At 62.3% G+C, this 23,270-nt stretch carries 27 protein-coding genes; 11 read left to right on the forward strand and 16 right to left on the reverse strand.

The window, feature by feature from the left end:
• Window positions 1-401: 401 nt before the first annotated feature.
• The 6 genes from metB to IEX25_RS15140 form a co-directional block, all read right to left on the reverse strand.
• Complete coding sequence (gene metB / locus IEX25_RS15115; protein WP_188716038.1) at window positions 402-1,604, reverse strand: cystathionine gamma-synthase; 1,203 nt, start codon at window positions 1,602-1,604, stop codon at window positions 402-404.
• Window positions 1,605-1,954: 350 nt separating this feature from the next.
• Window positions 1,955-3,646 (reverse strand): cytochrome c oxidase subunit I, encoded by a 1,692-nt coding sequence (locus IEX25_RS15120; protein WP_188716040.1) that lies wholly within the window; start codon window positions 3,644-3,646, stop codon window positions 1,955-1,957.
• A 24-nt stretch (window positions 3,647-3,670) separates the two neighbouring features.
• Complete coding sequence (locus IEX25_RS15125) at window positions 3,671-4,009, reverse strand: carboxymuconolactone decarboxylase family protein (RefSeq protein WP_188716042.1); 339 nt, start codon at window positions 4,007-4,009, stop codon at window positions 3,671-3,673.
• Window positions 4,010-4,033: 24 nt separating this feature from the next.
• Window positions 4,034-4,381, reverse strand: coding sequence for a hexameric tyrosine-coordinated heme protein (locus IEX25_RS15130; protein WP_188716044.1), 348 nt, complete (start codon window positions 4,379-4,381; stop codon window positions 4,034-4,036).
• A 93-nt stretch (window positions 4,382-4,474) separates the two neighbouring features.
• On the reverse strand, window positions 4,475-5,224 hold the full coding sequence (locus IEX25_RS15135; RefSeq protein WP_188716046.1) for a 5-formyltetrahydrofolate cyclo-ligase: 750 nt from the start codon (window positions 5,222-5,224) through the stop codon (window positions 4,475-4,477).
• Window positions 5,221-5,604: a DUF488 domain-containing protein gene (locus tag IEX25_RS15140; protein ID WP_188716048.1), complete on the reverse strand. Its 384-nt coding sequence runs from the start codon at window positions 5,602-5,604 to the stop codon at window positions 5,221-5,223. Before IEX25_RS15140 ends, IEX25_RS15135 begins: the two co-directional genes overlap by 4 nt.
• A 488-nt stretch (window positions 5,605-6,092) precedes the next feature.
• Between IEX25_RS15140 and IEX25_RS20565 the strand changes: the two genes are divergently transcribed.
• On the forward strand, window positions 6,093-6,227 hold the full coding sequence (locus IEX25_RS20565; protein WP_370463875.1) for a hypothetical protein: 135 nt from the start codon (window positions 6,093-6,095) through the stop codon (window positions 6,225-6,227).
• A gap of 163 nt (window positions 6,228-6,390) precedes the next feature.
• Here IEX25_RS20565 and IEX25_RS15150 read toward each other — a convergent pair whose 3' ends face one another.
• Entirely contained in the window at window positions 6,391-7,458 is a 1,068-nt protein-coding gene (locus IEX25_RS15150) for an NAD(P)H-dependent flavin oxidoreductase (protein ID WP_188716050.1), read from the reverse strand.
• Window positions 7,459-7,630: 172 nt separating this feature from the next.
• On the opposite strand from IEX25_RS15150, the gene IEX25_RS15155 reads away from it, so the two are divergent.
• The 3 genes from IEX25_RS15155 to IEX25_RS15165 are packed head-to-tail and all read left to right on the forward strand — an operon-like array spanning window position 7,631 to window position 9,305.
• Window positions 7,631-8,050 carry a hypothetical protein gene (locus tag IEX25_RS15155; RefSeq protein ID WP_188716052.1) on the forward strand — a complete coding sequence of 140 codons (420 nt, stop codon included), beginning with the start codon at window positions 7,631-7,633 and terminating at the stop codon, window positions 8,048-8,050.
• A 2-nt stretch (window positions 8,051-8,052) separates the two neighbouring features.
• Window positions 8,053-8,589, forward strand: a complete 537-nt coding sequence (locus tag IEX25_RS15160; protein ID WP_229665285.1) for a cupredoxin domain-containing protein — start codon at window positions 8,053-8,055, stop codon at window positions 8,587-8,589.
• Window positions 8,586-9,305, forward strand: coding sequence for an RNA polymerase sigma factor (locus tag IEX25_RS15165; RefSeq protein ID WP_188716055.1), 720 nt, complete (start codon window positions 8,586-8,588; stop codon window positions 9,303-9,305). The genes IEX25_RS15160 and IEX25_RS15165 overlap by 4 nt, the downstream gene beginning before the upstream one ends.
• A 237-nt stretch (window positions 9,306-9,542) precedes the next feature.
• Here IEX25_RS15165 and IEX25_RS15170 read toward each other — a convergent pair whose 3' ends face one another.
• Window positions 9,543-10,979: an aminotransferase class V-fold PLP-dependent enzyme gene (locus IEX25_RS15170; protein ID WP_188716057.1), complete on the reverse strand. Its 1,437-nt coding sequence runs from the start codon at window positions 10,977-10,979 to the stop codon at window positions 9,543-9,545.
• 103 nt (window positions 10,980-11,082) lie between these two features.
• Between IEX25_RS15170 and IEX25_RS15175 the strand changes: the two genes are divergently transcribed.
• Window positions 11,083-11,553, forward strand: coding sequence for an Lrp/AsnC family transcriptional regulator (locus IEX25_RS15175; protein WP_229665286.1), 471 nt, complete (start codon window positions 11,083-11,085; stop codon window positions 11,551-11,553).
• A gap of 671 nt (window positions 11,554-12,224) precedes the next feature.
• Here IEX25_RS15175 and IEX25_RS15180 read toward each other — a convergent pair.
• From IEX25_RS15180 to IEX25_RS15205, 6 genes are all read right to left on the reverse strand, one after another.
• Window positions 12,225-13,415 carry an MFS transporter gene (locus tag IEX25_RS15180; RefSeq protein ID WP_188716061.1) on the reverse strand — a complete coding sequence of 397 codons (1,191 nt, stop codon included), beginning with the start codon at window positions 13,413-13,415 and terminating at the stop codon, window positions 12,225-12,227.
• On the reverse strand, window positions 13,415-14,122 hold the full coding sequence (gene arsH / locus IEX25_RS15185) for an arsenical resistance protein ArsH (RefSeq protein WP_188716062.1): 708 nt from the start codon (window positions 14,120-14,122) through the stop codon (window positions 13,415-13,417). Before arsH ends, IEX25_RS15180 begins: the two co-directional genes overlap by 1 nt.
• A complete protein-coding gene (gene arsB / locus IEX25_RS15190; RefSeq protein WP_188716063.1) occupies window positions 14,119-15,195 on the reverse strand; it encodes an ACR3 family arsenite efflux transporter in 1,077 nt (358 codons plus the stop codon). Before arsB ends, arsH begins: the two co-directional genes overlap by 4 nt.
• Window positions 15,196-15,211: 16 nt before the next feature.
• Window positions 15,212-15,637, reverse strand: a complete 426-nt coding sequence (gene arsC, locus IEX25_RS15195; RefSeq protein ID WP_188716064.1) for an arsenate reductase (glutaredoxin) — start codon at window positions 15,635-15,637, stop codon at window positions 15,212-15,214.
• A 3-nt stretch (window positions 15,638-15,640) separates the two neighbouring features.
• Window positions 15,641-16,006 carry an ArsR/SmtB family transcription factor gene (locus tag IEX25_RS15200; RefSeq protein WP_188716065.1) on the reverse strand — a complete coding sequence of 122 codons (366 nt, stop codon included), beginning with the start codon at window positions 16,004-16,006 and terminating at the stop codon, window positions 15,641-15,643.
• Window positions 16,007-16,153: 147 nt separating this feature from the next.
• Window positions 16,154-16,936, reverse strand: coding sequence for an aminoglycoside adenylyltransferase domain-containing protein (locus IEX25_RS15205; RefSeq protein ID WP_188716066.1), 783 nt, complete (start codon window positions 16,934-16,936; stop codon window positions 16,154-16,156).
• Between the two features lie 31 nt (window positions 16,937-16,967).
• On the opposite strand from IEX25_RS15205, the gene IEX25_RS15210 reads away from it, so the two are divergent.
• Together IEX25_RS15210 and IEX25_RS15215 are read left to right on the forward strand one after the other, a co-directional pair.
• On the forward strand, window positions 16,968-17,594 hold the full coding sequence (locus IEX25_RS15210; protein ID WP_229665287.1) for a carboxymuconolactone decarboxylase family protein: 627 nt from the start codon (window positions 16,968-16,970) through the stop codon (window positions 17,592-17,594).
• Window positions 17,560-18,444 (forward strand): sigma-70 family RNA polymerase sigma factor, encoded by an 885-nt coding sequence (locus tag IEX25_RS15215; protein WP_229665289.1) that lies wholly within the window; start codon window positions 17,560-17,562, stop codon window positions 18,442-18,444. Before IEX25_RS15210 ends, IEX25_RS15215 begins: the two co-directional genes overlap by 35 nt.
• Before the next feature lie 117 nt (window positions 18,445-18,561).
• Here the strand turns inward: IEX25_RS15215 and IEX25_RS15220 are convergent, their stop codons facing one another.
• Window positions 18,562-18,744: a CsbD family protein gene (locus IEX25_RS15220; protein ID WP_188716067.1), complete on the reverse strand. Its 183-nt coding sequence runs from the start codon at window positions 18,742-18,744 to the stop codon at window positions 18,562-18,564.
• Between the two features lie 302 nt (window positions 18,745-19,046).
• Between IEX25_RS15220 and IEX25_RS15225 the strand changes: the two genes are divergently transcribed.
• Both IEX25_RS15225 and IEX25_RS15230 read left to right on the forward strand, forming a co-directional pair.
• Window positions 19,047-19,295, forward strand: coding sequence for a hypothetical protein (locus tag IEX25_RS15225; RefSeq protein ID WP_188716070.1), 249 nt, complete (start codon window positions 19,047-19,049; stop codon window positions 19,293-19,295).
• A gap of 88 nt (window positions 19,296-19,383) precedes the next feature.
• On the forward strand, window positions 19,384-20,961 hold the full coding sequence (locus IEX25_RS15230; RefSeq protein ID WP_229665290.1) for an FAD/NAD(P)-binding protein: 1,578 nt from the start codon (window positions 19,384-19,386) through the stop codon (window positions 20,959-20,961).
• 81 nt (window positions 20,962-21,042) lie between these two features.
• On the opposite strand, the gene IEX25_RS15235 is transcribed toward IEX25_RS15230, so the two are convergent.
• Window positions 21,043-21,489 (reverse strand): BLUF domain-containing protein, encoded by a 447-nt coding sequence (locus IEX25_RS15235; protein WP_188716074.1) that lies wholly within the window; start codon window positions 21,487-21,489, stop codon window positions 21,043-21,045.
• A gap of 66 nt (window positions 21,490-21,555) precedes the next feature.
• Here IEX25_RS15235 and IEX25_RS15240 point away from each other — a divergent pair, with 66 nt between their 5' ends.
• Both IEX25_RS15240 and IEX25_RS15245 read left to right on the forward strand, forming a co-directional pair.
• The gene (locus tag IEX25_RS15240; protein WP_188716076.1) at window positions 21,556-21,966 is read left to right on the forward strand and encodes a response regulator; all 411 of its coding nucleotides are present in this window, start codon (window positions 21,556-21,558) and stop codon (window positions 21,964-21,966) included.
• 25 nt (window positions 21,967-21,991) lie between these two features.
• Complete coding sequence (locus IEX25_RS15245; protein WP_188716077.1) at window positions 21,992-22,825, forward strand: VOC family protein; 834 nt, start codon at window positions 21,992-21,994, stop codon at window positions 22,823-22,825.
• The last annotated feature ends 445 nt before the right edge of the window (window positions 22,826-23,270 follow it).

The following is a 23,270-nucleotide window of genomic DNA, read 5'->3' on the forward strand; positions in this document are numbered from 1 at the left end:
TCTGGCCACGTGCCTGAACTGTCACCGATAACCTGCTGCGCGCTCCTTGCTGTCCTCATGCAGCAGCGTATGGATGAGGGTCCGTGGCCTCGTCCCGCACCAAAATGTAGTATTGAAGCCTGCAGGGGCGTTAGCAATATGCTATATTTCAGGATGCATTTGGCTTGGTAAGGCTTGGCGTGATGGCATCTGTAAGCCCGCCTTCGCCGACCGCATTTATCTTACAATACAACGCCCCGGATAGAAGCTGCTCCAGCCACACACTGGCAAACAGGCTTGCATATCGGTTACTCCGGCCCTGGCTTCGCCACTGGTGCGGGAGTGCCAAATCTGGCCTGCGTCAGGCGAGCAGAAGGACGCGTGCCGGTTGGCATGTCCACTGCCCGAGACGTAGCCGCTCGTCAAACTGCTCCATTACCACGAGGGCCGTTTTTGGCGCCCGCCCCTCGTTCGGCAGCAACAAGCGCGCGGGAGAGGTCGGCAATGAGATCGGTTTCGGCTTCAAGGCCCACCGAGAGACGCAACAGGTTATCGCTGATGCCCGCTGCGTGACGCGCCTCCGAGCCCATGCCTGCATGAGTCATGGTCGCGGGATGGGCAACCAGGCTCTCGATGCCGCCGAGCGACTCGGCGAGAGTGAAGACTTCGACTGCTTCGACAAAGTGGCGCACTGCCTCCGTGCCTCCGCGGAGTTCGAAGCTCAGCATCGCCCCGAAACCCTGCTGCTGGGTGGCCGCCAGTGCATGACCAGGATCGCTCTCAAGCCCGGGATAATGGACAGCCGCGACCCCTGGCTGGGCCGCAAGAAAGGTCGCTACAGCCATGGCATTCGCCTGCTGGCGCTCGAGGCGCGCAAAAAGCGTGCGCAGGCCACGCAGTGTCAGGTATGCGTCGAAGGGCGCCCCAGCGGTACCGGCAATGTTGGCCCAGGCTGAAAGCTGCTCGACATCAGGTGCCGCCGCAGCGATCACCGCACCGCCGACCACATCGGAATGGCCGTTGATGTACTTGGTCGTTGAGTGGACGACAAAGTCCGCGCCATAAGCGATCGGTCTCTGCAGCGCGGGCGAGAGAAAGGTGTTATCGACGACCACCTGCGCGCCCGCTGCATGGGCCTTGTCCGCGATAGCTCGGATATCGCTCACCCGCATCAGCGGATTGCTTGGCGTTTCGACAAACACGAGCCTGGGGCTGCGCCCGAGGGCTTCCTCAAGTGCCGCGGCATCGCCCTGATCGACAAAGGCAAGATCGAAGTGGCCGCGCTCTGCCCGCGCGGCGAGGAGCCGGTAGGTGCCTCCGTAGCAGTCGCGCGGTGCGAGGACGAGATCGCCCTGGCGCAGGAGAGACAGCACCAGATCGATAGCGGCCATTCCCGACGCCGTCACTACCGCGCCTGCGCCGCCCTCAAGGCGCGCCAGCGCCTCGGCAAGAAGTGCGCGGCTGGGGTTGGAAACGCGGGAATACTCATGCGTCCCGCTGTGCTCGTATCCGGCAAAGGCGAAGGTGCTCGACAGATAAATCGGCGGTGCAACAGCACCGAACTCACGGTCGAATGCAATTCCGTAAGATGCTGCTATAGTCTCGAGTTTCGTCGGCTCGCTCATGCTACCGCTCAGCCTCAGCCCCACCGAAAGTGGCGAGTGTCTTCAGGGATCATCGGTCCTTGGCAGGAGACTGACAAGCCCCAACGGGGAAGGTGTGTCTTCCGAACCGGATCGTCTGGTCCTTCAGACAAGCCTGGAGCCGCTCCTCCGATGGATGAACGCCATGTCCCGCAGCGAGGCGCTTTCTTGTATCAACTTGAACGCGGATAAACTGTCAGGACCCGTTGGATGAAGTCGCGGAACTCCTGCATGTCGGTGCGTAGAAAGGTCTCGGTCGACTTGACACCAACCGTTCCGTCATCACGGCCAATCGACGGCGGATCTCGCCTAACCCTGGCTAGGCCGCTCTTCTATCGTTGTAGTGGATCGGAGTTTTCCCTAGCGAACGCGTAGTCACGGTCCCAGTCCTCTCGCCGGGGAAGCCGTTCGAACGCATGTTCGGGCGGCGGCGATGACAGCGTCCATTCCAGCGTGTCGGCGTATTCGTTCCAATAGTTGTTCTGGGTCACGCGCTGTCCTGCGAAAAGCGTGTAGAACACCACGCCGATGAACCAGAGAAACGATGCGAATGCGAGGTAAGCACCGATCGAGCTGACGTAGTTCCAGACTGCGAAGGCATCTGGATAATCGATGTACCGGCGCGGCATTCCTTGTCGGCCCAGAAAGTGCTGCGGGAAGAAGATCAGGTTCGAGCCGATGAACATCGCCCAGAAGTGCAGCTTGCCTGCCCATTCGGGATACTGGCGGCCCGACATCTTGCCGATCCAGAAATAGATGCCCGCGAACAGGGCGAACACCGCCCCCAGCGACATCACATAGTGGAAATGGGCGACCACGTAGTAGGTGTCGTGATAAACGCGATCGAGCGGCGTCTGCGCCACAACAACGCCGGTGACGCCACCCACAGTGAAGAGGAACAGGAAGCCGAAGACGAACAGCATCGGCGTCCTGAACTCGACCGAGCCGCCCCACATCGTTGCGATCCAGCTGAAGACCTTGATGCCCGTGGGCACGGCGATGGTCATGCTGGCAATCTGGAAGTAGGCCTGTTGAGTAATCGACATGCCGACGGTGTACATATGATGGGCCCAGACCGCGAAGCCGAGGACCGCAATCGCGATCATGGCAAGGACCATGGGCAGATAGCCGAATATGGGTTTTCGGGAAAACGTGGCGGCGACGTGGCTGACGATGCCAAAGCCGGGTAGGATCAGCATATACACCTCGGGATGGCCAAAGAACCACAAGAGATGCTGATAAAGGACAGGATCGCCGCCGCCCGCCGGGTTGAAGAAATTCGTCGCAAAGTTGCGGTCCATCAGCAGCATCGTGATCGCGCCCGCCAGTACCGGCAGCGACAGCAGGATCATCCAGGCCGTGACGAACACCGACCAGGCGAACAGCGGAACCTTGAACAGCGTCATTCCCGGCGCGCGCATGTTCAGGAAGGTGGTGATGATGTTGATCGCGCCCAGGATGGACGAGGCGCCTGACAGATGGATCGAGAAGATCGCCAGATCCATGGCATAGCCGCCTTCGGTCGTTGACAAGGGAGCGTAAAGGACCCAGCCCACCCCGGCGCCCGCCTGCCCATTCCCGCCCGGCGAAAGCAGCGACAGGATCGCCATGCTCGCACCCGCCAGATACATCCAGTAGCTGAGATTGTTCAGCCGCGGAAACGCCATGTCCGGTGCGCCGATATGCAGCGGCAGGAAATAGTTTCCGAAACCGCCGAACAGCGCGGGAATGACGACGAAGAACATCATCAGCACGCCGTGATAGGTGATCAGGACATTCCACAAATGCCCGTTTGGCGTGCAGTCCTCGGCCGAGGGCAGCAGGCGAAGGCCCTCCATGCACATGTACTGAACGCCGGGGTGTTGCAGCTCTAACCGCATGTAAACCGTGAAGAGGACCGAGATCAGCCCGAAGAACCCGGCGGTAAACAGGTAGAGAATGCCGATGTCCTTGTGATTGGTCGACATGAACCATCGGGTGAAGAACCCGCGGCCGTCAGCGTGAACGTCGCTTGCCTGGGCCATCTCGCCCCCTCCTCCATGATCCCATCAGTGGTCGGCGGACTCCTCCAGCACGGCCAGCGTCTTGTTGGCGTGGGCATAGGCCGCGCCCGCGCGCATCTCGGCCGCGACCCAGATCGCTTCCATGATCTGTTCGTCCGTCGCGCCCGCGCGCCTGGCGCCCTTTGCGTGGCCCTCGATGCACCAAGGGCACTGGGTCACATGGGCCACCGCAAGCGCGATCAGTTGCTTGGTCTTCTTGTCCAGCGCGCCCTCGGCAAAGACCGCCTTCGACAACGCAAGAAAGGCGTCATCGATTTCCGGTGCCAGGGCGTGACGTCGATCTGCCAGCGCCTTGCTGGCCTTCGGCATGGTCATGTCGGTCATGGTGGTGCTCCTCGATCCTGCGTTTCATTCGCGCCAATAATCATTCGCGGCTGCCACAGTCGCGAACCACGCGGCCGCCACGCCGGACACCTCGATCAGGCTGTCGGCATCCCCGGCATAGATGGGCCTTTGCGTCTTCAGCACCTCGACGTCAGGCTGGGTTGTCTTGACTGCCCGCCGCGCCAGCGTGATCGCCAGGTCAAAGCCCTGTTGCGGGGTCTCGGTGATCAACGTCGTCAGCCACGGCGCGGGCGCGGTTTCTGCCGGTGCCTCGGCCGGCCTGTCGGCAGCCGCTGCGTCACTTCCTTGGGCAAGGACCGAGGTCGGCAGCAGGGTCAGCGCCGCGGCAAGGATCATCTGCGGTCGTGACATGGCTTTTTCCTTTGATTGGCACCCTGACACGAACGGCTTTCAGTTGGGCGAAACCTGACGAAACCCGTGATGCGCCTTCGGGCAGATGGTTGCTCATGGCTTCGTCCGACATTGCAGGCCGAACTCGGTGACGATGGCGTCCATGGCGATATCGTGCGGCTGCGGAAAGATCGTTGAAAGACGGGCGGATTGTATCCCTACGCCGATGAGGAAGGGCCGAGGGCGCAGCGCCGCCAGCGTCCGGTCGAAATAGCCGCCGCCATAGCCAAGCCGGAACCCCGCATTGTCCCAGCCTACGACTGGGGCAAGGGTCACATCGGGAATGCGTTCGGGTCCCTCGGCGGGGACCGGGATCTTCCAGAATCCCTGCACCATGCGACAGCCGGGCCTCCAAGTCCGAAAGATCATCGGCGTTCCGGGCTTTGTCACGACCGGCAGAACGATCGTCGCCCCGCGCCCGGTCATGTCCTCCATCCAATGCCGAAGGTTCAGTTCTGCCTTGATCGGCCACCATGCTGAAACTGTCAGACCAGCAACATCCCCATGGCGCTCCGCCAACAGGCGGTCCAGCGTGCGCGCCACCGCGAGCGACGCGTCGTGGCGCTTGGCAACCGGCAGCGCGGCCCGGTCCTGAAGAAGCGATGTGCGTCGGGCCTTGCGCCACCGTGCAACGTCGGTCGCCTGCTGGGGATCGGCACCCAGCGGATCAAAATAGGACGGTGCGATCTCGTGGGCGAAACAGGGAGGCGAAGCGAAGCTGCCTGTGGCGTTATCTTCCCGGTTCCCCGCTGCAAGCTGCTCTGCAGCCGAGGAAACCTGTTGGATATAGTCTGGTGCACTCATCTTCTATCTGCTCCGCCGGAAAGCTGCTGAGCCAGATAATCGCGCAGAACGACAGCCTGGTTGTGTTCGCGATCCTTGGCGCCGTACAGCAAGGTGACACGGCCCTTGCGGCACCATGTCATCAACTGTTCGATCGCTTCGGGATTATCGGCCAGTTCTGCCCAATATCGGTTCTGGAACCCGACCCATTTTTCGGGATCATGATCGAACCATTTGCGCAGTTCTGCACTGGGCGCGATGTCCTTGATCCAGTCGTCAAGGTCGAGGTCCTTTTTAGACAAGCCACGGGGCCATAGCCTGTCAACAAGGATGCGGGCGCCGTCGTCCTGTCCGCCCTTGTCATAGTCGCGGGCGATGCGGATATCGACATCTGTCGTCATTTCCCCCTCCCAGCATATTGGCGATCAGCCGAATACCGTTGCGCACCGCCTTAGATGCATTCTGGCCAAGCAGGCGCGCCCCCTTTCCCTAGGCGACAGATCTTGCGGGCGTCGTCCCAGACCTGGACGAGCCATCGCGGGACCTAGGCCCGGCGAACGGCAGTTCCGTATGCCTCACGACGCGCGAGCCATGATGTTGTTCGGTTATAAATGCGGCTGCGACGTTGCATCGCGTGACATGCCGCTTCCCCAATGGGGCTGTAGTTCAAGCCTAGGCTGGTAAACAGGTATTGTAAATACCTATTAATGATGTGGCACAGTGTGCCTGACTTCATTCACGGATCACGGATCACGGATCACGGCCTGCGAATGCTGATGCGGATGGCCGCCGATCCCGGCCAAGCGCTCTCGACGGCTGAACTGGCTGAAGAATTCGGGGTTTTTGCAACCACCTTGCCAAGATCCTTCAGCGACTTGCCCAGGCCGGGATCGTCACAACGCGGCGAGGCAGCGGCGGCGGCGCAGTCCTGGCCCTGCCGCCCGAGACGAGGCTAGGAACCTTGGTTCGCCTGCTGGAACAAAAACAGGCGCCTATCGAATGCTTCGCCCCGGGAAGGTGGTGAATGCACGATCACCGGATGCTGCCGCCTGAAGGCGCGCCTGCGATTGGCCGAGGCGGCGTTCCTGACCGACCTGAATGGTTCAACCCTGGCAGATATCGCCCTGCCGCGATCGGCGCGACAGCCGCGTGAGCCCCGAAAGCGACCAGTGCAATCCTGCGAGGTCCTACGAAACGGAGATGTCCTTCCTCTCCTTGTCCAAGGCCTCCACCAGCTCTCGTGCCGGAAGCGCGCGCGCCCGTGCAGCCTGCGCACCCGCCCATTGCGCTGCGTAAGCCGTGGCACCCTTTGCCTTGGCAGCGATGGTCAGCGCCTTGGTCAGGTCGTAGGCGCAGGGATAGGCTGGTATATCGGCCGGGGCGACATTCTCGGTCCACTGGGTCAGCGCGTTGCTGAGGCAACGGGCCGGGCGGCCCGAGATGGCGGGTGTCATCACCGTGTCGCCGCCCAGGGCAAGGCGGTCGCGATAGCCAGCGTCCGCCGCACTTTCGGGGCAGCCGATAAAGGCGGTGCCCAGTTGCGCCGCTGCGGCGCCCCGTTCCAGCATCCGGCACATGTCCCGGCCGTCCATGATCCCGCCGGCGGCGATGACCGGAATACTGACCTCGGCCAGGAGAACTTGCAGTAGGTCGCTTGTCGAGAGCCGCGCGTCTGGCCCGGCCGTATCGAAAATGCCGCGATGGCCCCCAGCCTCCCATCCTTGCGCGACAACCGCATGAAACCCGGCGGCTTCGACGGCCCTGGCCTCGGCAGCAGATGTGGCGCTGCCGATCAGGATCAGCCCTGCGTCGCGCAGCGCCTCGATCTGGTCAGGCCGGGGCAGACCCAGATGGAAGCTTACCACGCGTGGACGCAGTTCGAGCACGACATCGAGATAGGCATCCGTGTCGCGAAAGCTGGTGTAGATATCGCGAAGCTCGGCCGGCGGTTCTGCCTCGAAGCGCGCAAAAAGGGGTGCCATCCGTCGGACCCAGGCAGCTTCAAGCGCCGGGTCGCGCTGTGGCTTTGCGTGGCAGAAGAAGTTCACGTTGAACGGTGCCGCTGTCTGCTGCTGCACCTCCTCGATGGCCTGCCTTGCTGCCTCCGGGGTCGAGGAACACAGGCCCAGGGCGCCCAAGGCGCCAGCATTCGAGACAGCTGCCGCCATTGCGGGCGTAGCCACCCCTGCCATCGGCGCCTGAAGGATCGGAAGCTGGACTTCAAGCAGGTCCAAAAGCCTGGTCGTGGCGGTCATAAGAAGCTCCTTCCTGCTTCAGATTGCGCCAACCTCCGCCAGCAGATCAAGGCTGCACAATGATCCGGATAAAAATCCAGGACTGCCTGCCCTCTCATGCGAACCTTTTCCTCGATTCCGCATCCAATGACCATGGCCGGGCAGATCCGGCCTGTCATGAAGAGGTGTTCACATGCTTCGGTCCATCCCCGCTCTTGCCGCTGGCCTGCTGCTCGGCGTCCTGCCCTTCTCGGTCGTCGCGCAGACGGCCCCTGACTCGGCACCCCCTGCCGCGCCGTTCCAGAAGGTCAGCGAGCTTGTCGCCCTGCCAGAGTTCCTGCCCGGCCTGGGCACCCTGTATGTCGATCCCGCGACCCTGCCCGCGGGTCCGTTCCTCGGCTATGACCACGACGGCAAGCTCTCGGCCACGATCTACATGACGCCCATCGAGGATCTGGAGGGTGGCGGCGCCTTCAACGATCTGGCGGTTGGCAGCGACAGCGTCACCACGACCGACATCTACTATAACGCCGGTCATCCCGGGGTGGAAAAGCCCCATGTCCATGTCGTCCTTTATCACGACAAGGATGCCAAGGCGCGGCTGGCGGAATGATCATGGACCGCCGGACGCTGCTGACCCGGGGGACGGCTCTCTTGGGGGCCGTCTGCCTGCGGTCCCGCCAAGCGATTTCCGCACTCCCGCTGATGATCGAGATGAAGGGCAGTCCGCGCGGCGAGGCGGTCTGGTTCGTGCCGGTTGGCCTTGCCGTAAGCCCCGGCACGACGATCCGCTTCGTGAACCGCGACCCGGGCAACAGCCATACGGCCACCGCCTATCATCCTGACATCCTGGATCGGCCAAGGCGCATCCCGGCGCGGGCAACGCCCTGGGACAGCGACCTGCTTTTGCCGGGCGAGACGTTCGAGGTCACGCTCTCCGTTCCTGGGGTTTATGATCTTTACTGCCAGCCCCATGAGCATGCGGGCATGGTGGCGCGCATCGTGGTGGGCCGGCCGGGTCAGGAGCTCGGCTGGCAGGACCCCACAGCCGGACCCGGCGATCTGCCCGAGGTGGCGTTAGCCGCCTTTCCCCCAGTTCATGCTATTCTTGAACAGGGATCCGTCATGCAAGGGCGCGGAGAAGCGACATGAGCACAAAGCCGCAATCGAAACCTGCCTGCGCCGAGCATCAATTGTCCGAGGCTGCCTTGGTGGCGGCAGCCCGGCTCCGTGACGAGGCCGCGGTGCGCGAACTGATCCGGCGGCTGAACGGGCGCCTGTTCAGGATTGCCCGTGGCCTGATGACCAGCGACGCCGAGGCTGAAGAGGTGGTGCAGGACGCCTATCTGGCCGCCTTCACGCATCTGGACGGTTTCCGCGAGGAGGCCCGGTTCTCGACCTGGATCACCCGCATCACGCTGAACTGCGCGGCAATGCGCCTGCGCAAGGCGCGCGAGCAACAGGAATATGACACCATCAAGGATCCTGCACTTCCCAATGCGGAGGTCGTGCTGTTCCCCGGCACCGAGGCTGAGCCCACGGAAGCCGCACTTGGCCGGATGCAGACCCGCGCGCTGATCGAAGCGGCGGTGGCGGAACTGCCGCCGGACCTTCGGCTGGTGTTTCTGATGCACGAAGCCTCCGGCCTCAGCCTGCGCGACATCGCGCGCGACCTGTCACTGCCGCTCGGGACCGTCAAGACCCGGCTGATGCGCGCGCGCCATCGCCTGCGGCGGATCATCACGGATCGGATCCACGGCGGCTTCGAGACGATCTTTCCGTTTGCGGGCAGCCGCTGCGCCGTCATGGCGGATGCTGTCGTGGCCTTGCTGAAAGAACGGCAGGAGTTGATCCGAGGCTCAGACTGACAAGCATGGTGAAGTTAGAACCGGACCTGGCCACAAGAAACGGAGAGCACCAACTGAGGAACTGTGAGCCGTTCTATCGGGAACAAGACCAGCCTGACGCGGGCTGTTTGGCTGGACCGCGATTTGTGTGCTTCAGCGACAACTCCGGGAAGTTGGGAGCGGCACGAAGAGCGCTGACCGCCCGACAATCTTATTTGGCGACCACGATTGATTGGAACCCTCAAACCTTTGACATCTTCAAGCAAGCGCCATGTCCGCGACGGGCGCGAAGATCGCGTTTATCGGATCACAACGATAGTGTCGCTCAAGGTCGGGGGCATCGCGCGACAGCTCGGTGACACTGTCCAGCACCACCTGCACCTTGCGGTCGCTCATCAGGGGAGACAGGTTAAGACGGACGAAGCCCGGCTTCTCGATCTCGTTGCCCGACAGGATCGCTTGGCGCATCCGGTCCGACGCTACCTCGTCGATCCCCAGCAGGTGATGGACATAGGGTCCGGCGCAGGCGCAGCCGCCCCGGGCTTGGATGCCGTAGCGATCCGATAGAAGCCGAGTGATCAACTGGTGATGCACATGCCCGCTCTGCCCATCGCGGATCCGGAACGAGAAGATCGGCAGCCGCGGTCGGCTGGTGGAGCCGAGAAGCTCGATCCGCGGCTGACGGGACCACGCGTCCTGCGCACGGCGCATCACGGCGGCGCCGCGTTCGGCCATGAAGTCGGTGCCAATGCTGTCCTTGACCAGGAAGGCAAGAGCCGCGCGCAAGTCGCCGATGACGTTGGGCGTGCCTGCCTCCTCGCGCGCTTCGATCTGCTGGCTGTAGTCGTGCCTTCCCGGAGACACGAAGCGAACGGTCCCGCCGCCGGGCCAGCTGGGCCGGTCGGTCACCACCGCATCGCGGCGCAGGATCATCACGCCCGATGCGCCGGGACCGCCCACGAACTTGTGCGGCGAGACGACCACGGCGTCCAGATCAGCGCCGGGTGCCAGGGACATGCGGATCGGCAGATAGGGCCCGCCCCCGGCATAGTCCCAGACGATGCGCGCCCCGGCGGCCTTCGCCTGCCCCGTCAGGGCGGCAACATCGGCTAGTTCACCGGTGATGTTCGACGCGGCCGAGAAAGAACAGATGATCGGCTGGTTGGCCGCGCCCGCCAAGGCCTCGGCCAAGGCGACACGGTCGGGACCGCCCGCGGGATCCTCGTCCAGTTCAATCACCTCGGCGCCGCTTTCGCGCCAGGGCAGAAGGTTCGAGTGATGCTCATATGGTCCCAGGATCACCCGTGTGCCAGGACCCGCCCCGAAGAGCGTGACCAGCCGGTTCACCCCCGCCGTGGCCCCTGCCCCGCAAAAGATGACCGCGTAATCCGGCCCCGCGCCGCAAGCCCGCGCGATGACTGCCCGCGCCGCGCGCCGCATCCCCGTCATCCGGGCGCCGCAAAACGATGCTTCGGTATGGCTGTTTGCGTAGTAGGGCAAGACATGGTCCATCACAAAGGCCTCGATCTGCCGCAGCGCGCGGCCCGAGGCGGTGTAATCAGCATAGATCAGCGGCTTTGGACCAAAGACCCCCTCGATCATTGCTCCCTCGCCGATCAGCCCGTCACGCAGGGCACCGATGGGATCGGCAGCAGCGAGTTCGGCAAGGAATGGGGCGAACGGGTTAAGGGTCATGGCAGGTCTCCTTCAGCTAGCGCGAAGATAGACCAACGTGCGACGATCAACTTCTCTCAATTTGTGCTGGATGAGGCTATGGTTCGATCATATGAACGGTGGAATGAAGAATTTTGATGTGATTGACCTCCGCATCCTAACTGCCCTGCAGCGTGACTCTTCGTTGTCGCAGCGCCAGGTCGCTGAACGGGTCGGACTCTCGCAGAACGCTTGTTGGCGGCGCATCCAGGCCTTGCAGGCAGCGGGCATTCTGGCGGGCTCACAGGCCCGCGTAGACGTGGCGGCACTGGGACTGGACCTGACAGTCTTCGTGATGATCCGCACCCGGCATCATTCCCGCGAGTGGATCGACCGTTTCTCGCGCCACGTGCAAAGCCTGCCCGAGGTGATCGACTTCAACCGCATCGGGGGCGAATGGGACTACCTTCTGAAGATCGTCACGCCAGGCATGGCAGGCTACGACCGCTTCTACCAGAAACTGATCGACGGCTTTGAATTCGACAAGGTGACGGGCCTCTTCTCAATGGAGCAGATCCTCGACAACCGCCCCACGGACCTCAATCGGATGCTTTAGCGCGTCAGGCCTGGTCTAGGAGAACCTTGCCGCTCGACCTGGCGCACATGTCTCTAAATTTGGCCAGCTTGAACCGAACCGCGCAAAAATATGCCCAGGTCATCCTGATCTCGGAAATGGTTTGTGTTCAACATCTGCTAGGTGTCTTGCCTGCTTACACGCTCTAAATGACAGTAGTGCGGATCACAGATATGTAGAGCAAAGTCATAGCCCCAGGTTTCTGAATCTCCCTGCCCTGCCCTTCTTTGAAACACCTCTGCCTTCGATCTGCTGATCGAAAGGCTTGTGCTTAAGCATCTCGACCAGACACGAGCGTTTTTATAATCGAATTTAAACGACCGTTTCTTCATATCATTCAGTTTTGTTTTCGTCTCGAAGACTTGCCGCACCGGCGGCTAAGAAGACAGAGGGAATGAGTTGAGGCCGCCCTACCCGTCGCCGTGGTCAGCGTTTATTCCGGCAACTCAAGGCCGGACATGTATTCAGGAGACGCTGCCAGGGGGCGCCATTTCAGGTAGAGAACCAGGACCGCCGCGATCGCCTGCCACAAGCAGTGAAATAGTGGGGAAACCAGAAACAGCGTATGGATCAGGCGGAAGGTCGGTTTGAGCCATTGCGGACGGCCAGGCCGTGTGCAGCATGGCAACCCACTTTGCAGCCGCAGCGTATGCTCAACCGGCCGCGCCTCTCCAACCCGTGAAACAGACTCTCCAGAGCATGATCGCCAAGGCGAAATTGATCAGCCCGAGTGCGGCAATGACGGCGAGCGTCCCGTCCGGTCCGAGCACACTCAGCAGCGCTCCACCAAGCACTGGCGCCCCAGCCTGTGCCAGCAACGCGGGACGCGCCAATCGGCCCATCAAGGTCGGGTATCGATCCGGGCCGAACAGCGCCAAGGGCAATGCCCCGCGCGCGATCGAGAAGACGCCATTCCCCGCGCCATAGAGGATCATAGCCAAGGCGGGCAGCTGAAGATCGAGCGCCAGCAGGATCAGACCAGCCGCCACGTTGCTGCAAGCAAAGAGCAGGGACCAGATCGGGTGATGACGACCCCGTCCTGCCATCTCGACCATGCGTGCCACGACCTGGGCTGGTCCGAACAACGACCCGATTGCCACAGCCTTGGTGAGCGATAACCCCTGCGCCTGCAGCAAGGTCAGCAGATGCACCGAGACCATGGTGACAGCCAGGCCGGAGGTGACGAGGATGGCCGCCATGATCATGAAGGCCCGTTGCTCTGCTCCGGCCAGATGCATGCCCTCCTGGGCCTCGCGACCTGCTTTGACAGGAGCCCGGGGCTCCTTGGGAACCAAGCACAGGATCAGCGGCAGGCTGACCAGCAGATGCAGAACCGCATAGGCTGCAACCGTTCCGCGCCAGTCGAACTGCCCAAGCAGCCACGTTGAAAGTGGCCAGCTGACGGTGCTCGCAAATCCACCCCAGAGGGTCAGTGCGGTGATCGCGCTTCGGGCCTGTTCCTTGTAGAGCCGACCGAGCGTCGCAAAGGCAGGATCGTAAAGTCCGGCACTCATGCCGAGGCCGATGACGCACCAGCCGAAGTAGAAACCGGGAAGATGAGGCGCGGCCGCGCAAATCAGGAGACCAACGACGAGTAGCGTGCAGCCCGCCGCAAGAACAGGACGCCCGCCATGGTCCGCGATCATGCGACCGACAAAGGGGGACGCCACTCCCGCGCAGGCAAGCGCTGCCGAGACAGCCCCCACCACCCACGGCAAGGGCCAGCCTGTATCGGTGACAATCGGCTTTGCCAGCACCGCCATCAGATAATAGCTGCTGCCCCAGGCCAGGATCTGGACGATGCCCAGACTTGAGACGACCTGCCAGCGGCGGATGGCGCTCATCAGGTGGCGGCTTTCAAGCTCACTCGGGCTTCCAGCTTTGCCGCCGTTTCCTTCCGTTCGCTGTAGCGGTCGGTCAGGAAGCCTGAGAGGTCGCGGGTCAGCAGCGTGAACTTCACCAGCTCTTCCATCACATCGACAATGCGGTCGTAATAGCTCGACGGCCGCATCCGCCCGGCCTCGTCGAACTCGTCATAGGCCTTGGCGACTGAGGACTGGTTCGGGATCGTAATCATACGCATCCAGCGGCCCAGGACGCGCATCTGGTTTACGGCGTTGAAGGACTGCGAGCCTCCAGACACCTGCATCAGCGCCAGAGTGCGGCCTTGGGTTGGCCGGATCGCCCCCATCGAGAGCGGGATCCAGTCGATCTGGGATTTCATCACACCGGTCATGGCCCCATGCCGCTCGGGACTGGTCCAGACCTGGCCTTCGGACCAGAGGCACAGCTCGCGCAACTCCTGCACCTTCGGGTGCGAGGCCTCGGCGTCGTCGGGCAGCGGCAGACCGTTGGCATGGAAGACACGTGTCTCGCAGCCGAAGTGACGCAGCAGGCGCTCGGCCTCCAGCGTGGCGAAGCGGCTGTAGGAGCGTTCGCGCAGTGAGCCATAGAGCAGCAGGATGCGCGGAGGGTGGCTTGCGCGCGGCACCAGAGGCAGCCTTGGCTGGCGGATGGCGTCGGGCGACAGGTTCGGCAAGTCGGCAATCATGCGCGGGCCTCATTGTGCAGGGCGGCATCGGAAAACCAGCGGCTGCCCAGCCGCAGGGCGACATTCACCAGCAGGATCAGCACCGGCACCTCGACCAGCGGGCCGATCACGGCTGCGAAGGCCACAGGCGAGGCCAGGCCATAGGCCGCAATGGCCACGGCAATCGCCAACTCGAAGTTGTTGCCGGCGGCCGTAAAGGCGATGGCCGTGGTGCGCGGGTAGTCCTTGGCGATCAGCCGGCCCATGGCGAAGCTCAGCAGGAACTGGATGGCGAAATAGAGCACCAGCGGAATGGCGATCCGCACCACATCCAGCGGCAGGCGCAGCACGTCCCCGCCCTTGAGGCTGAACATCGCGACGATGGTGAAGAGCAGCGCCACCAGCGTTATCGGGCTGATCTTCGGCAGGAACACGTTCTGATACCAATTCGCCCCCTTCCGGGCAATCAGGGTGCGCCGGGTCAGGAAGCCCGCAACAAAGGGCAGGCCCAGATAGATCAGCACGGCCTCAGTCACGGTCCAGAAGCCCACGTCGATGACGCTGCTCTCGAGGCCAAAAAGCGGCGGCAGCACGGTCAGGAATAGCCAGGCATAGGTGGAGAAGAACAGGATCTGGAAGATCGAGTTGAAGGCCACGAGTCCCGCGACATACTGGTTGTCGCCGCGTGCGAGCTGGTTCCAGACCAGCACCATGGCGATGCAGCGGGCGAGGCCGATCAGGATCAGGCCCGTCATGTATTCGGGTTGATCGCGCAGAAAGATCACGGCCAGGGCGAACATCAGCACTGGCCCGATGATCCAGTTCTGCACCAGTGACAGCACCAGAACCCGCTTGTCGGCAAAGACCTGGTGCAGTTCCTCGTAGCGCACCTTCGCAAGCGGCGGATACATCATCAGGATCAAACCAATGGCGATCGGGATGTTGGTCGATCCGACCGACATGGCATTCAAGACATCCGGCAGGCCGGTGAAGATCGTCCCGAGCGCGATGCCAAGCGCCATGGCCGCAAAGATCCAGAGCGTCAGGTAGCGGTCGAGAAAGGAAAGCCGGCTCGCCGGATGCGGAAAGGTCATTGCAAATATCCTTTGTTCAGGCGGAGCGGGTGCAGTTGCCCTGGGCATCCACGATCTGTTCACCGTCTTCCTTGCTGAAGGCAGATTTCTGGGGCGGCAGCAGATCGAGCACCTGCTCCGAAGGACGGCAGAGCCGCACGCCCTTGGGGCTGACCACGATGGGCCTGTTGATCAGGATCGGGTGCGCCATCATCGCGTCGAGCAGCGCCTCATCGGACAGGGAGGGGTCGTCCAGGCCGAGTTCGCCATAGGGCGTGCCCTTTTCGCGCAGCAGATCGCGCGGCGTGATCCCCATGCGGGCGATCATTTGCCCCAGCATGGCGCGCGACGGTGGGCATTTCAGATATTCGATGACATGCGGCTCAATGCCGGCATTGCGGATCATCGCCAGCGTATTGCGCGACGTTCCGCAGTCCGGGTTGTGGTAGATGACGACATCCATAGGTCAGGCGCTTTCGGTCAGGGTGGGGTTGCAGCCGCAGGCACAGGTCAGCGCCTCGACAGCAGGGGCACAGATCTCGGGATGGCCCTGACAGCAATCCTTCAAGAGAAAGCCGACCAGACCGGCCAAGGCGGAATAGACAGCGCTGTAGATGATGTAGCGCCCGTCGCGACGGGACTGGATCAGCCCGGCATGTTCGAGATGGGTCAGGTGAAAGGACAGGCGAGAGGTCGTCGCGCCGCCGAGCGCTTCGCCGATTGCCCCTGCGGCCATGCCGTCCGGCCCCGCCTCAACCAGCAGCCGCACCACGCGCAGCCGCGTTTCCTGGGACATGGCCGCAAAGGCGGCCAGAGCTTGAGTCTCGTTCATCGAATCAACTCCTCAATGAATGATGAGATATTGATCAACTTTGGTCAAGGAGTTTCAGGATAGTTCGGTAATGCGGCAACGCAGCTAACGGCAGCTTTGTCCGCGTCGCTGCCGTCCTGCGCCAAGGTGGCGGCGTCGTGGAGAGCCTTAAGCGGCCATTGCCTTTGTGACGTTTAGCGCCAGCTGGTCGGCCAACCGCCGCGCTGCATCCCAACGCCCACGCCAATCATCAGCAACTTCGCCGAGGTAAGCCCGCCGCGCATGTGCCAGCGTCAGGGCATTGTCTTTGGTGAGTCTCGGGATTGCCCACAGCGCCGCTTCATCCTTGCTCACGAACGCGCCGCTGCTGGCGGTGCGCCACATCCTCGCAAGTGTCAGTAGGACATTCCGAGTGTCGTCCTGCAAACCATTCAGCAAGGATGGGAGCAGCTCGCGCATGGCGGCCCGGACAGCTGTTTCAGAAACTTCTGGCAAGAAAATATTCTTGTCAGGTCCGAACAGGGTTCGGGCCTCCTGTCGAGCCTGAGCAAGAACCAGTGTAAATTCCGGGTCCTCTGTTGGCATTGGCATCTCGCCTGCCTCAAAGGCGGCCCGCAACCACTCGCCATAGACGAACTCGGCCCGTGCGGGGAACTGGTGGCCGGCAAGATCATGCCGTGTAAAAACCACCAATTCCAAACAGCGCGGTGCACCAGGCACTGGCGGGTGGCAGCCGGAAAGCCGGAGCAGCGACGAAAGAAGTGCGGCTCGCTCGTTGCCGACAAGGCCGCGATCCACAACAGCCAGCAGATCGATATCACTCTGGGGCCGCAGCCCACCCGAAACCGCCGATCCGTGCAGATAGACCGCAAGAAGGCTGTCCCCGAGTATGTTGCGCAGGTCTGCCAACACCGCTGATACCTGTTCGATGTTTTCCGGCAGAGACTGCATCTCACCTCGCTTTCGGCAGGACGTCTATCATGTGACCGGCCGCATCGTCCGCGAAGCTGCGTTTCAGGGCGTAGGCTGCATCAACGCAGAGAGCTCAATGCGGACGCTGGAATTTTTTCCGGTGCATGTCACACCGGCCTTTCCCAGTTCGTCATATGGGTGTCAGCTTCAAAAGGAGATAGCGATGACACCCCGCATGACTGATCACTTCAAACGCATTGGCGGTGCCTTTCAGGGGCTGGTGACCTTCGAGACCGAGTTGCTGAAGGGGCCGCTGGAGCATTCCTTGCTGCACCTGGTTAAGTTGCGGGCCAGCCAGATCAATGGTTGTGCCTTCTGCATCCAGATCCATGCCGCAGATGCCCTGAAGAATGGCGAAACCCATCTCCGTCTTCACATGGTTGCGGGCTGGCATGACAGCACGCTCTTCACGCCGCGCGAGCGCGCCGCACTGGCCTGGACCGAGGCGCTGACGCTTGTGGCCGAGACCCATGCCCCGGATGATGTCTGGGAGGAAGTCTCTACCGTCTTCGATAAGGATGAGGTAGCTTTCCTGACCTTCGCCATCGGTGCGATCAATTTGTGGAACCGGACCCAGATTGCTTTTCGGGCGATGCACAGCCTTGAGCTACCTGTCGAGCGGGCTCATGCTGCCTGATGGAGTAACGGAAATCTTCGAGATGCAGCGGCGCCTGTTGCTGCGTCTTGCCTATCGGATGCTTGGCTCTCACGCAGAAGCTGAGGACACGGTGCAAGAGGCTTGGGTGCGCTGGCAGGGCATTGAGCACTCATCCATCAGGGAGCCTGCCGCATGGCTGAGGCGGGTCGTCACACGTCTTTGCCTCGACCATATGAAATCAGCGCGCAGCCGTCGCGAGATCTATCCTGGTCCCTGGTTGCCCGAGCCCCTCATGGAGGAGGAGAGCGATGACCTGCGCCCGGACAATCTCACACTCACGTTGATGATGGCCCTCGAGCGTCTGTCACCGCTGGAACGGGCAGCCTTCCTCTTGCATGACGTCTTTGGCCAGTCACTTGATGAAGTCGCCGAGGCGATCGACCGCTCTCCCGCAGCAGCACGGCAACTGGCGGTCCGCGCACGGGCGCATGTTCATGTCGATCGCCCGCGCTACGCGGTGCCGCGCGAGGCCGGCGAAAAGTTGGCCCGGGCTTTCTTCGACGCCTGCAAGACCGGGGATGCCACTGCTCTCTCCAGCCTACTGGCGGAAGGCGCGACGCTGCACTCCGATGGCGGGGGCAACATCTACAATGTGCTGAACATCATAGAGGGGGCTGCAAAGCTGATGCGGATGTTTCAAAGCCTGTCGCGCAAGAGGGGAGATAAAATGGAATATCTGCACTTCGCCATGATCGATGGCCTGCCGGGATTCGTCTGGCGCATCGGAGGCGAACTTCAAACTACTGCTCTGGACGTGGCCGCCGGGCAGATTACCAGTATCTACGTTACCCGGAATCCTGAAAAGCTGACCAGGGTGAGGTTGAACTAGCGAACGGCAGCTAGGTCCGCAAAGCCGCCACTGGCACATCAGAAGTGATTGACAGACATTCCCCCCATAGAGAAGGCCCGCGTCCTGCGGGCCTTCTCTCAAACGAATGTGGCGCGATCAGATTTCGTCACCTAGTTTGCCCTTAATGGTGCCAGAAACATCCTGGGCAGTGCCCTTGGCTTTCTGGGCTTCGCCTTCCGCTTCAAGGCGAGGATTGTTCGTAGCTTCGCCAATACCGTCCTTGATGCTGCCCGCGATCTTGTTGCCTGCAGCTTTCGCCTTGTCGGTCAGTTCACCCATAGGGAGGTCCTTTCTTTTGACGTTCGAAAATTAACGCTTCCGCACAGGAGCAGTTTCGTCACGTGCCCGTCATCTCGCTGTATCAGCTTGGTGTTTCGCAAGCTGAGCGCCGCCCGGGACGAGACCTCCTTCCAGAAGCTCGAAGCCACGGCCGGCACCTGGCTGCCTCTGGTGCGCCGGCACCGGTCCGGAATGGCCTGGGACGACCTGACCCGGCTTCTGGGCACGCGCTCGGGCCAATCCTGGATGGTCGAGCGGCTGAAGCGCGCTGCCATGTCCGCAACGGGCTTTTGCCAATCACCGTGCTGGACCGCGCTCCGCGCCGCACGGCGGATGACCGGCTGCTGGCCATCATCGCCGGGATGCGCCATGCCGATCCCGACCGGACGCTGGCGGGTATTGCCAAGCGGCTGGAGCACATGCGCGAACGCACCCTGCGCGGCTGTGCGAAGTGGTATCCGTCGTCCGTGGTCGCTGCTGTTGCGAGCCGAGCGGCTAGGCCTGATCACCGCCTGGACCCCCAGCTGGCTCAATCCGACTGTTACGGGTGACCGGCTTGGGGCCTGCTCGATGATTTTGCATCTCAGGAACCGGATCATCAGGATCGCGTTCGAGCGAGCGCTCTGGAGGATGAAGATGATGAAGGTTGCCATTGTCGGCACGGGTCCCACGGGCATCTACTGCCTTCAGCAGCTTCTGGCGACCGGGCGACAACTGGCGGTCACGCTGTTCGAGAAGGGCGAAAAGGCCGGCATCGGCATGCCCTATTCCCCTGACCATGCGGGCAAGTTCATGTTGGCCAACATCGCCAGCATCGAGATCCCGCCGGTGGTGGAACCTTACCTGGACTGGCTGCAGGCCCAGCCCGAAGCGCGCCTGGTTTCCTTCGGACTGGAGCCCGAGGATCTCGACGATCGTCAGTTCACTCCCCGGCTTCTTCTGGGCGAGTATTATCGCGCTCAGCTCCTGGCGCTTATGGAAAGGGCTCGGGAAGGGGGGCATCAGATCGACATCCAGGAAAGCACCGAGGTGCTGGACATCCTGCCGCACCAGGAGGTGCTTCAGGTGAAGACCGTCAAGGGGTGGCACGGTCCCTTTGATCGGGTGATCCTGGCCACGGGACATGATTTCCCGGACGAAGACGAGGCCACCCGCAGCTATTACCCCAGCCCTTGGTCGGGTCTGATCGAAGCCTCCATCCCTGCGGTGCCGGTCGGCATCATGGGCACCTCGCTGAGTTCAATCGACGCCGCCATGGCGGTGGCAAACCAACATGGACGGTTCCGCCGAAAGGACAACGACCTACGCTTCGACATCGCGCCTGACACCGGCCTGCACATCACCCTCATGTCACGCTCGGGCATCCTGCCCGAGGCAGACTTCTATTGCCCGATCCCCTACCAGCCGCTGGCGGTCCTGACCGACGAGGCCGTGGCACGCTGTGCATCAGGGGCCTGCCCGCTTGACACGGTCTTCGATCTTGTCCGGGCCGAGATCCTCCATGCCGATCCAGCCTTCGCGCTGCGGATCGGCCTGGCGGGCCTGGATGCCGACAGCTTCGCATCCGCCTATTTCGCGGCAAGGGAGGACGCCGATCCTTTCCGTTGGGCGCGCCGGAACCTCGAGGAGGTAGAGCGGAACAAGGCGGACAAGGTCACTGTTCCCTGGCGTTATGCCCTGCTGCGGATGCACGAGAAGGTCGAGGCCATCGTCTCGGAACTTCCCGAGGCTGATCGCGAGCGGTTCGATGCGGGCCTCAAGAAGGTGTTTGTCGACAACTATGCCGCCGTGCCATCCGAATCCATCCGCAGGCTGCTGGCCCTTCGCGATGCCGGTGTCCTGTCGGTTCTGGCGCTTGGGGAGGATTACGACCTGAAGCGCGAACCCTCGCGGACCCAGATCAAGACGCAAATGGACGAGCATGTGTTCGAAGTCTTCATCGATGCACGCGGCCAGAAGGCGCTGACCAGCAACGACATGCCTTTTCCGTCTCTCCGCGAGGCCTTGCTGCAAGCTGACCAAGAGGTGCCCGAGGTGGCCGAAGATTACAGCCTGATCGACGTGCCGGGCTATGCCGGGCGGCTGACGCTGGCCTCCATCCCCTACCTGATGCACGACCGGCCCTTCGTGCAGGGGATCACGGCCTGCCATGACATTGCCGCAGCGATTGCGGTGGGTGCGGCAAAAGGCAGACGACGGCGGCTCGCGGCAGCGTAAACGGCACTCGCCGGTTCCCAAGGCCTCGCAGTGCTCCCAAGCGCTGACAGCTGCGGCCCAGGCCAGGCCGCAATCGACATCTCACTCCAGCCGTGCGGCGCATTCCTTCATGAACGCCAGAATATCGGATGCCCGCGGCAGGTGAAGGGGTGCATCGTGGTCGGCCGCCCAATCGAAGAGGGAGGTCGTCTTCGAGTTGCCATAGCCCATCGACCAAGTCGGAAAGCTGCGGGTTTCCGTCCGCTGCCGGTCCAGGACCTCGACACCACCATGCCGATCGTCTGACCTGATCCTGTCGAAGGCTTTCAGGACCTCAGGCTCCGGACCCTCGAGCCACTGGTAATAGATGTCGCTTTCCCGGTGCAGGAAGCCGGTCAAACCCGCTGCCGTATTCTTGAGTCGCGATGTGACCAGAATATCTCGCTCGGCAGCCCCTCCCTTCGGCGTAAGCGCCTCACTGCGATAAAGGATTGCCATGTATCTCATCGCCATGACGTCACCGGCATTTTTGCGCGTGTCAAGTAACATGTGAATTGCCGGAACTCCTGCCAGTCCGCAGTCCTTTTGCCCGTGAACAAGCAAGGATCAGGCGGAATGGACCGGCACAGCCCTTATGCCCTCGTGGCAGACGATGACACGCTCATCCGCATGGATGCCTGCGAGATCCTGAAGGAGGCGGGCTTTCGCTGCCACGACGCTGCGACGGCAGAGCAGGCCGTCGAGCTTCTCGGCAGGTTCGGTCAGAACATCCAACTGCTCTTCACGGACGTGAGCATGCCGCCGGGCAAGATGACCGGGTTTCAGCTGGCGCGGCACTGTGCGCAGAACTGGCCGCATATCGGCATCCTTGTGGCCTCGGGCGGACCTCCGCCCGGCCCTGGGGATATGCCAGACGGTGCCCTCTTCATCAGCAAGCCCTTTACTGCGGACGTAGTTCGCGAGCACCTGATGAAGATCCTGCCTGAAGGACAGCGGCCGGAGCCCCTTGAGAACGGGGCAGACTAACCCCTGCCCGCTGAAGGAGCCCGCGATGCGGCACATCGATCATGTCGTGGTTGCTGTCCGGGATCTGGACGGGGCCGCCGATCTTTACGCCCGGTTGGGCTTTCAGGTCGGACCACGCAACCGCCATCCCTGGGGAACCGAGAACCGGATCATCCAGTTCCGGCAGTCATTCATCGATCCGATCACGGTTCCCGGTGATGCAGACATCCCGCCGCATGCCCCGGGCCACTTCAGCTTCGGCGCCTTCGTGCGCGATTACCTGCAGCGGCGCGAAGGACTGGCGATGCTGGTGCTGAGCAGCACCGATGCCGCGCGCTTCGCGCAAGAGGGCATCGGGGACTTCGCCCCTTTCCGGTTCGAGCGGACCGGCAGGCGCCCCGATGGCAGCGCCACGCATGTCGCCTTCAGCCTGGCCTTTGGCGTCGACAGCCAGGCACCCGACCTTGGCTTCTTCACCTGCCAGCAGCATTTCCCCGAGGCTTTCTGGAACAAGGCCTTGCAACGCCATCCGAACGGCGCAACCGCCATAACGGGCGTCACCATCGCCGCGCCGCGTCCCCAGGATCATGCGGGCTTTCTCTCAGCCTTTACCGGATCGCCGGTGGCAGATCCAACGCAGGTTTCCCTGGCCGGGGGCGCAATCACCGTGCGCCCGGGCACAGCGCCGACCTTTGTCGGCTTCGACGTCCAGGTGCCGGACCTGGAAGCCGTGGCGCGAAGACTTCGCGCCTCAGGCATTGCGTTTACCCAGCAGGCAGAAGAAGTGGCTGTTGAAGCCGAGGTTCTTCATGGTATCAGACTGTCTTTTGCCTGCCAGCCAACCTTCCCGAGCGTGACCTCGACAAAGGATGCAGTCTGACCCTTTCGCGTAGCGTCGATGTCTCAGCCATCGGATGGTAAATCCGCACCAAAGCCCCCTCAGACGCGATCACACCCCATGGCCGGGGCTGAAAAGGAAAGCCCGGCGCAGGAACGCCGGGCATCAGAGGAGTGAGAGGGAGATAACTGTGACCGCATCCGCCGGCCACTGGGCTTCGGGGTGATGAACGCGTGGCCGTGGTCGCGGTTCCGCTGCAAAACCGAGCGGCTTTGTCGGCGCGCAGGATTGCCGCAGTGCGGTCAGCCTTCAGGTGCATGAGGTCGATCACCAGGATCCGGACCTTCTGTTCGCCTTGAGCCCGCGCCAGGAGCATTCATGTAAATACGACCTGCGGCTCGAAAAATAACTCTCCTTGGAAAACCAGAAATACCACTCCAGGCGCTTCAGGCACGGCACAATCGTGAGTTGTAAAGATATGGTTGCC

This window comes from Paracoccus acridae, from assembly GCF_014642735.1.
Lineage (GTDB): Bacteria > Pseudomonadota > Alphaproteobacteria > Rhodobacterales > Rhodobacteraceae > Paracoccus > Paracoccus acridae.

What these genes read in the sequence shown, in the direction of transcription:
- IEX25_RS15165 (WP_188716055.1), top strand. Translation starts at nt 8,586, where the DNA reads ATGAGCACAAAGCCGCAATCGAAACCTGCCTGCGCCGAGCATCAATTG.
- IEX25_RS15175 (WP_229665286.1), top strand. Translation starts at nt 11,083, where the DNA reads ATGAAGAATTTTGATGTGATTGACCTCCGCATCCTAACTGCCCTGCAG.
- IEX25_RS15155 (WP_188716052.1), top strand. Translation starts at nt 7,631, where the DNA reads ATGCTTCGGTCCATCCCCGCTCTTGCCGCTGGCCTGCTGCTCGGCGTC.
- IEX25_RS15240 (WP_188716076.1), top strand. Translation starts at nt 21,556, where the DNA reads ATGGACCGGCACAGCCCTTATGCCCTCGTGGCAGACGATGACACGCTC.
- IEX25_RS15245 (WP_188716077.1), top strand. Translation starts at nt 21,992, where the DNA reads ATGCGGCACATCGATCATGTCGTGGTTGCTGTCCGGGATCTGGACGGG.
- arsH (WP_188716062.1), bottom strand. Translation starts at nt 14,122, where the DNA reads ATGATTGCCGACTTGCCGAACCTGTCGCCCGACGCCATCCGCCAGCCA.
- IEX25_RS15200 (WP_188716065.1), bottom strand. Translation starts at nt 16,006, where the DNA reads ATGAACGAGACTCAAGCTCTGGCCGCCTTTGCGGCCATGTCCCAGGAA.
- IEX25_RS15140 (WP_188716048.1), bottom strand. Translation starts at nt 5,604, where the DNA reads ATGACGACAGATGTCGATATCCGCATCGCCCGCGACTATGACAAGGGC.
- IEX25_RS15120 (WP_188716040.1), bottom strand. Translation starts at nt 3,646, where the DNA reads ATGGCCCAGGCAAGCGACGTTCACGCTGACGGCCGCGGGTTCTTCACC.
- IEX25_RS15150 (WP_188716050.1), bottom strand. Translation starts at nt 7,458, where the DNA reads ATGACCGCCACGACCAGGCTTTTGGACCTGCTTGAAGTCCAGCTTCCG.
- IEX25_RS15205 (WP_188716066.1), bottom strand. Translation starts at nt 16,936, where the DNA reads ATGCAGTCTCTGCCGGAAAACATCGAACAGGTATCAGCGGTGTTGGCA.
- IEX25_RS15235 (WP_188716074.1), bottom strand. Translation starts at nt 21,489, where the DNA reads ATGTTACTTGACACGCGCAAAAATGCCGGTGACGTCATGGCGATGAGA.
- arsC (WP_188716064.1), bottom strand. Translation starts at nt 15,637, where the DNA reads ATGGATGTCGTCATCTACCACAACCCGGACTGCGGAACGTCGCGCAAT.
- metB (WP_188716038.1), bottom strand. Translation starts at nt 1,604, where the DNA reads ATGAGCGAGCCGACGAAACTCGAGACTATAGCAGCATCTTACGGAATT.
- IEX25_RS15180 (WP_188716061.1), bottom strand. Translation starts at nt 13,415, where the DNA reads ATGAGCGCCATCCGCCGCTGGCAGGTCGTCTCAAGTCTGGGCATCGTC.
- IEX25_RS15135 (WP_188716046.1), bottom strand. Translation starts at nt 5,224, where the DNA reads ATGAGTGCACCAGACTATATCCAACAGGTTTCCTCGGCTGCAGAGCAG.
- IEX25_RS15160 (WP_229665285.1), top strand. Translation starts at nt 8,053, where the DNA reads ATGGACCGCCGGACGCTGCTGACCCGGGGGACGGCTCTCTTGGGGGCC.
- IEX25_RS15130 (WP_188716044.1), bottom strand. Translation starts at nt 4,381, where the DNA reads ATGTCACGACCGCAGATGATCCTTGCCGCGGCGCTGACCCTGCTGCCG.
- IEX25_RS15220 (WP_188716067.1), bottom strand. Translation starts at nt 18,744, where the DNA reads ATGGGTGAACTGACCGACAAGGCGAAAGCTGCAGGCAACAAGATCGCG.
- IEX25_RS15170 (WP_188716057.1), bottom strand. Translation starts at nt 10,979, where the DNA reads ATGACCCTTAACCCGTTCGCCCCATTCCTTGCCGAACTCGCTGCTGCC.
- arsB (WP_188716063.1), bottom strand. Translation starts at nt 15,195, where the DNA reads ATGACCTTTCCGCATCCGGCGAGCCGGCTTTCCTTTCTCGACCGCTAC.
- IEX25_RS15230 (WP_229665290.1), top strand. Translation starts at nt 19,384, where the DNA reads ATGAAGGTTGCCATTGTCGGCACGGGTCCCACGGGCATCTACTGCCTT.
- IEX25_RS15125 (WP_188716042.1), bottom strand. Translation starts at nt 4,009, where the DNA reads ATGACCGACATGACCATGCCGAAGGCCAGCAAGGCGCTGGCAGATCGA.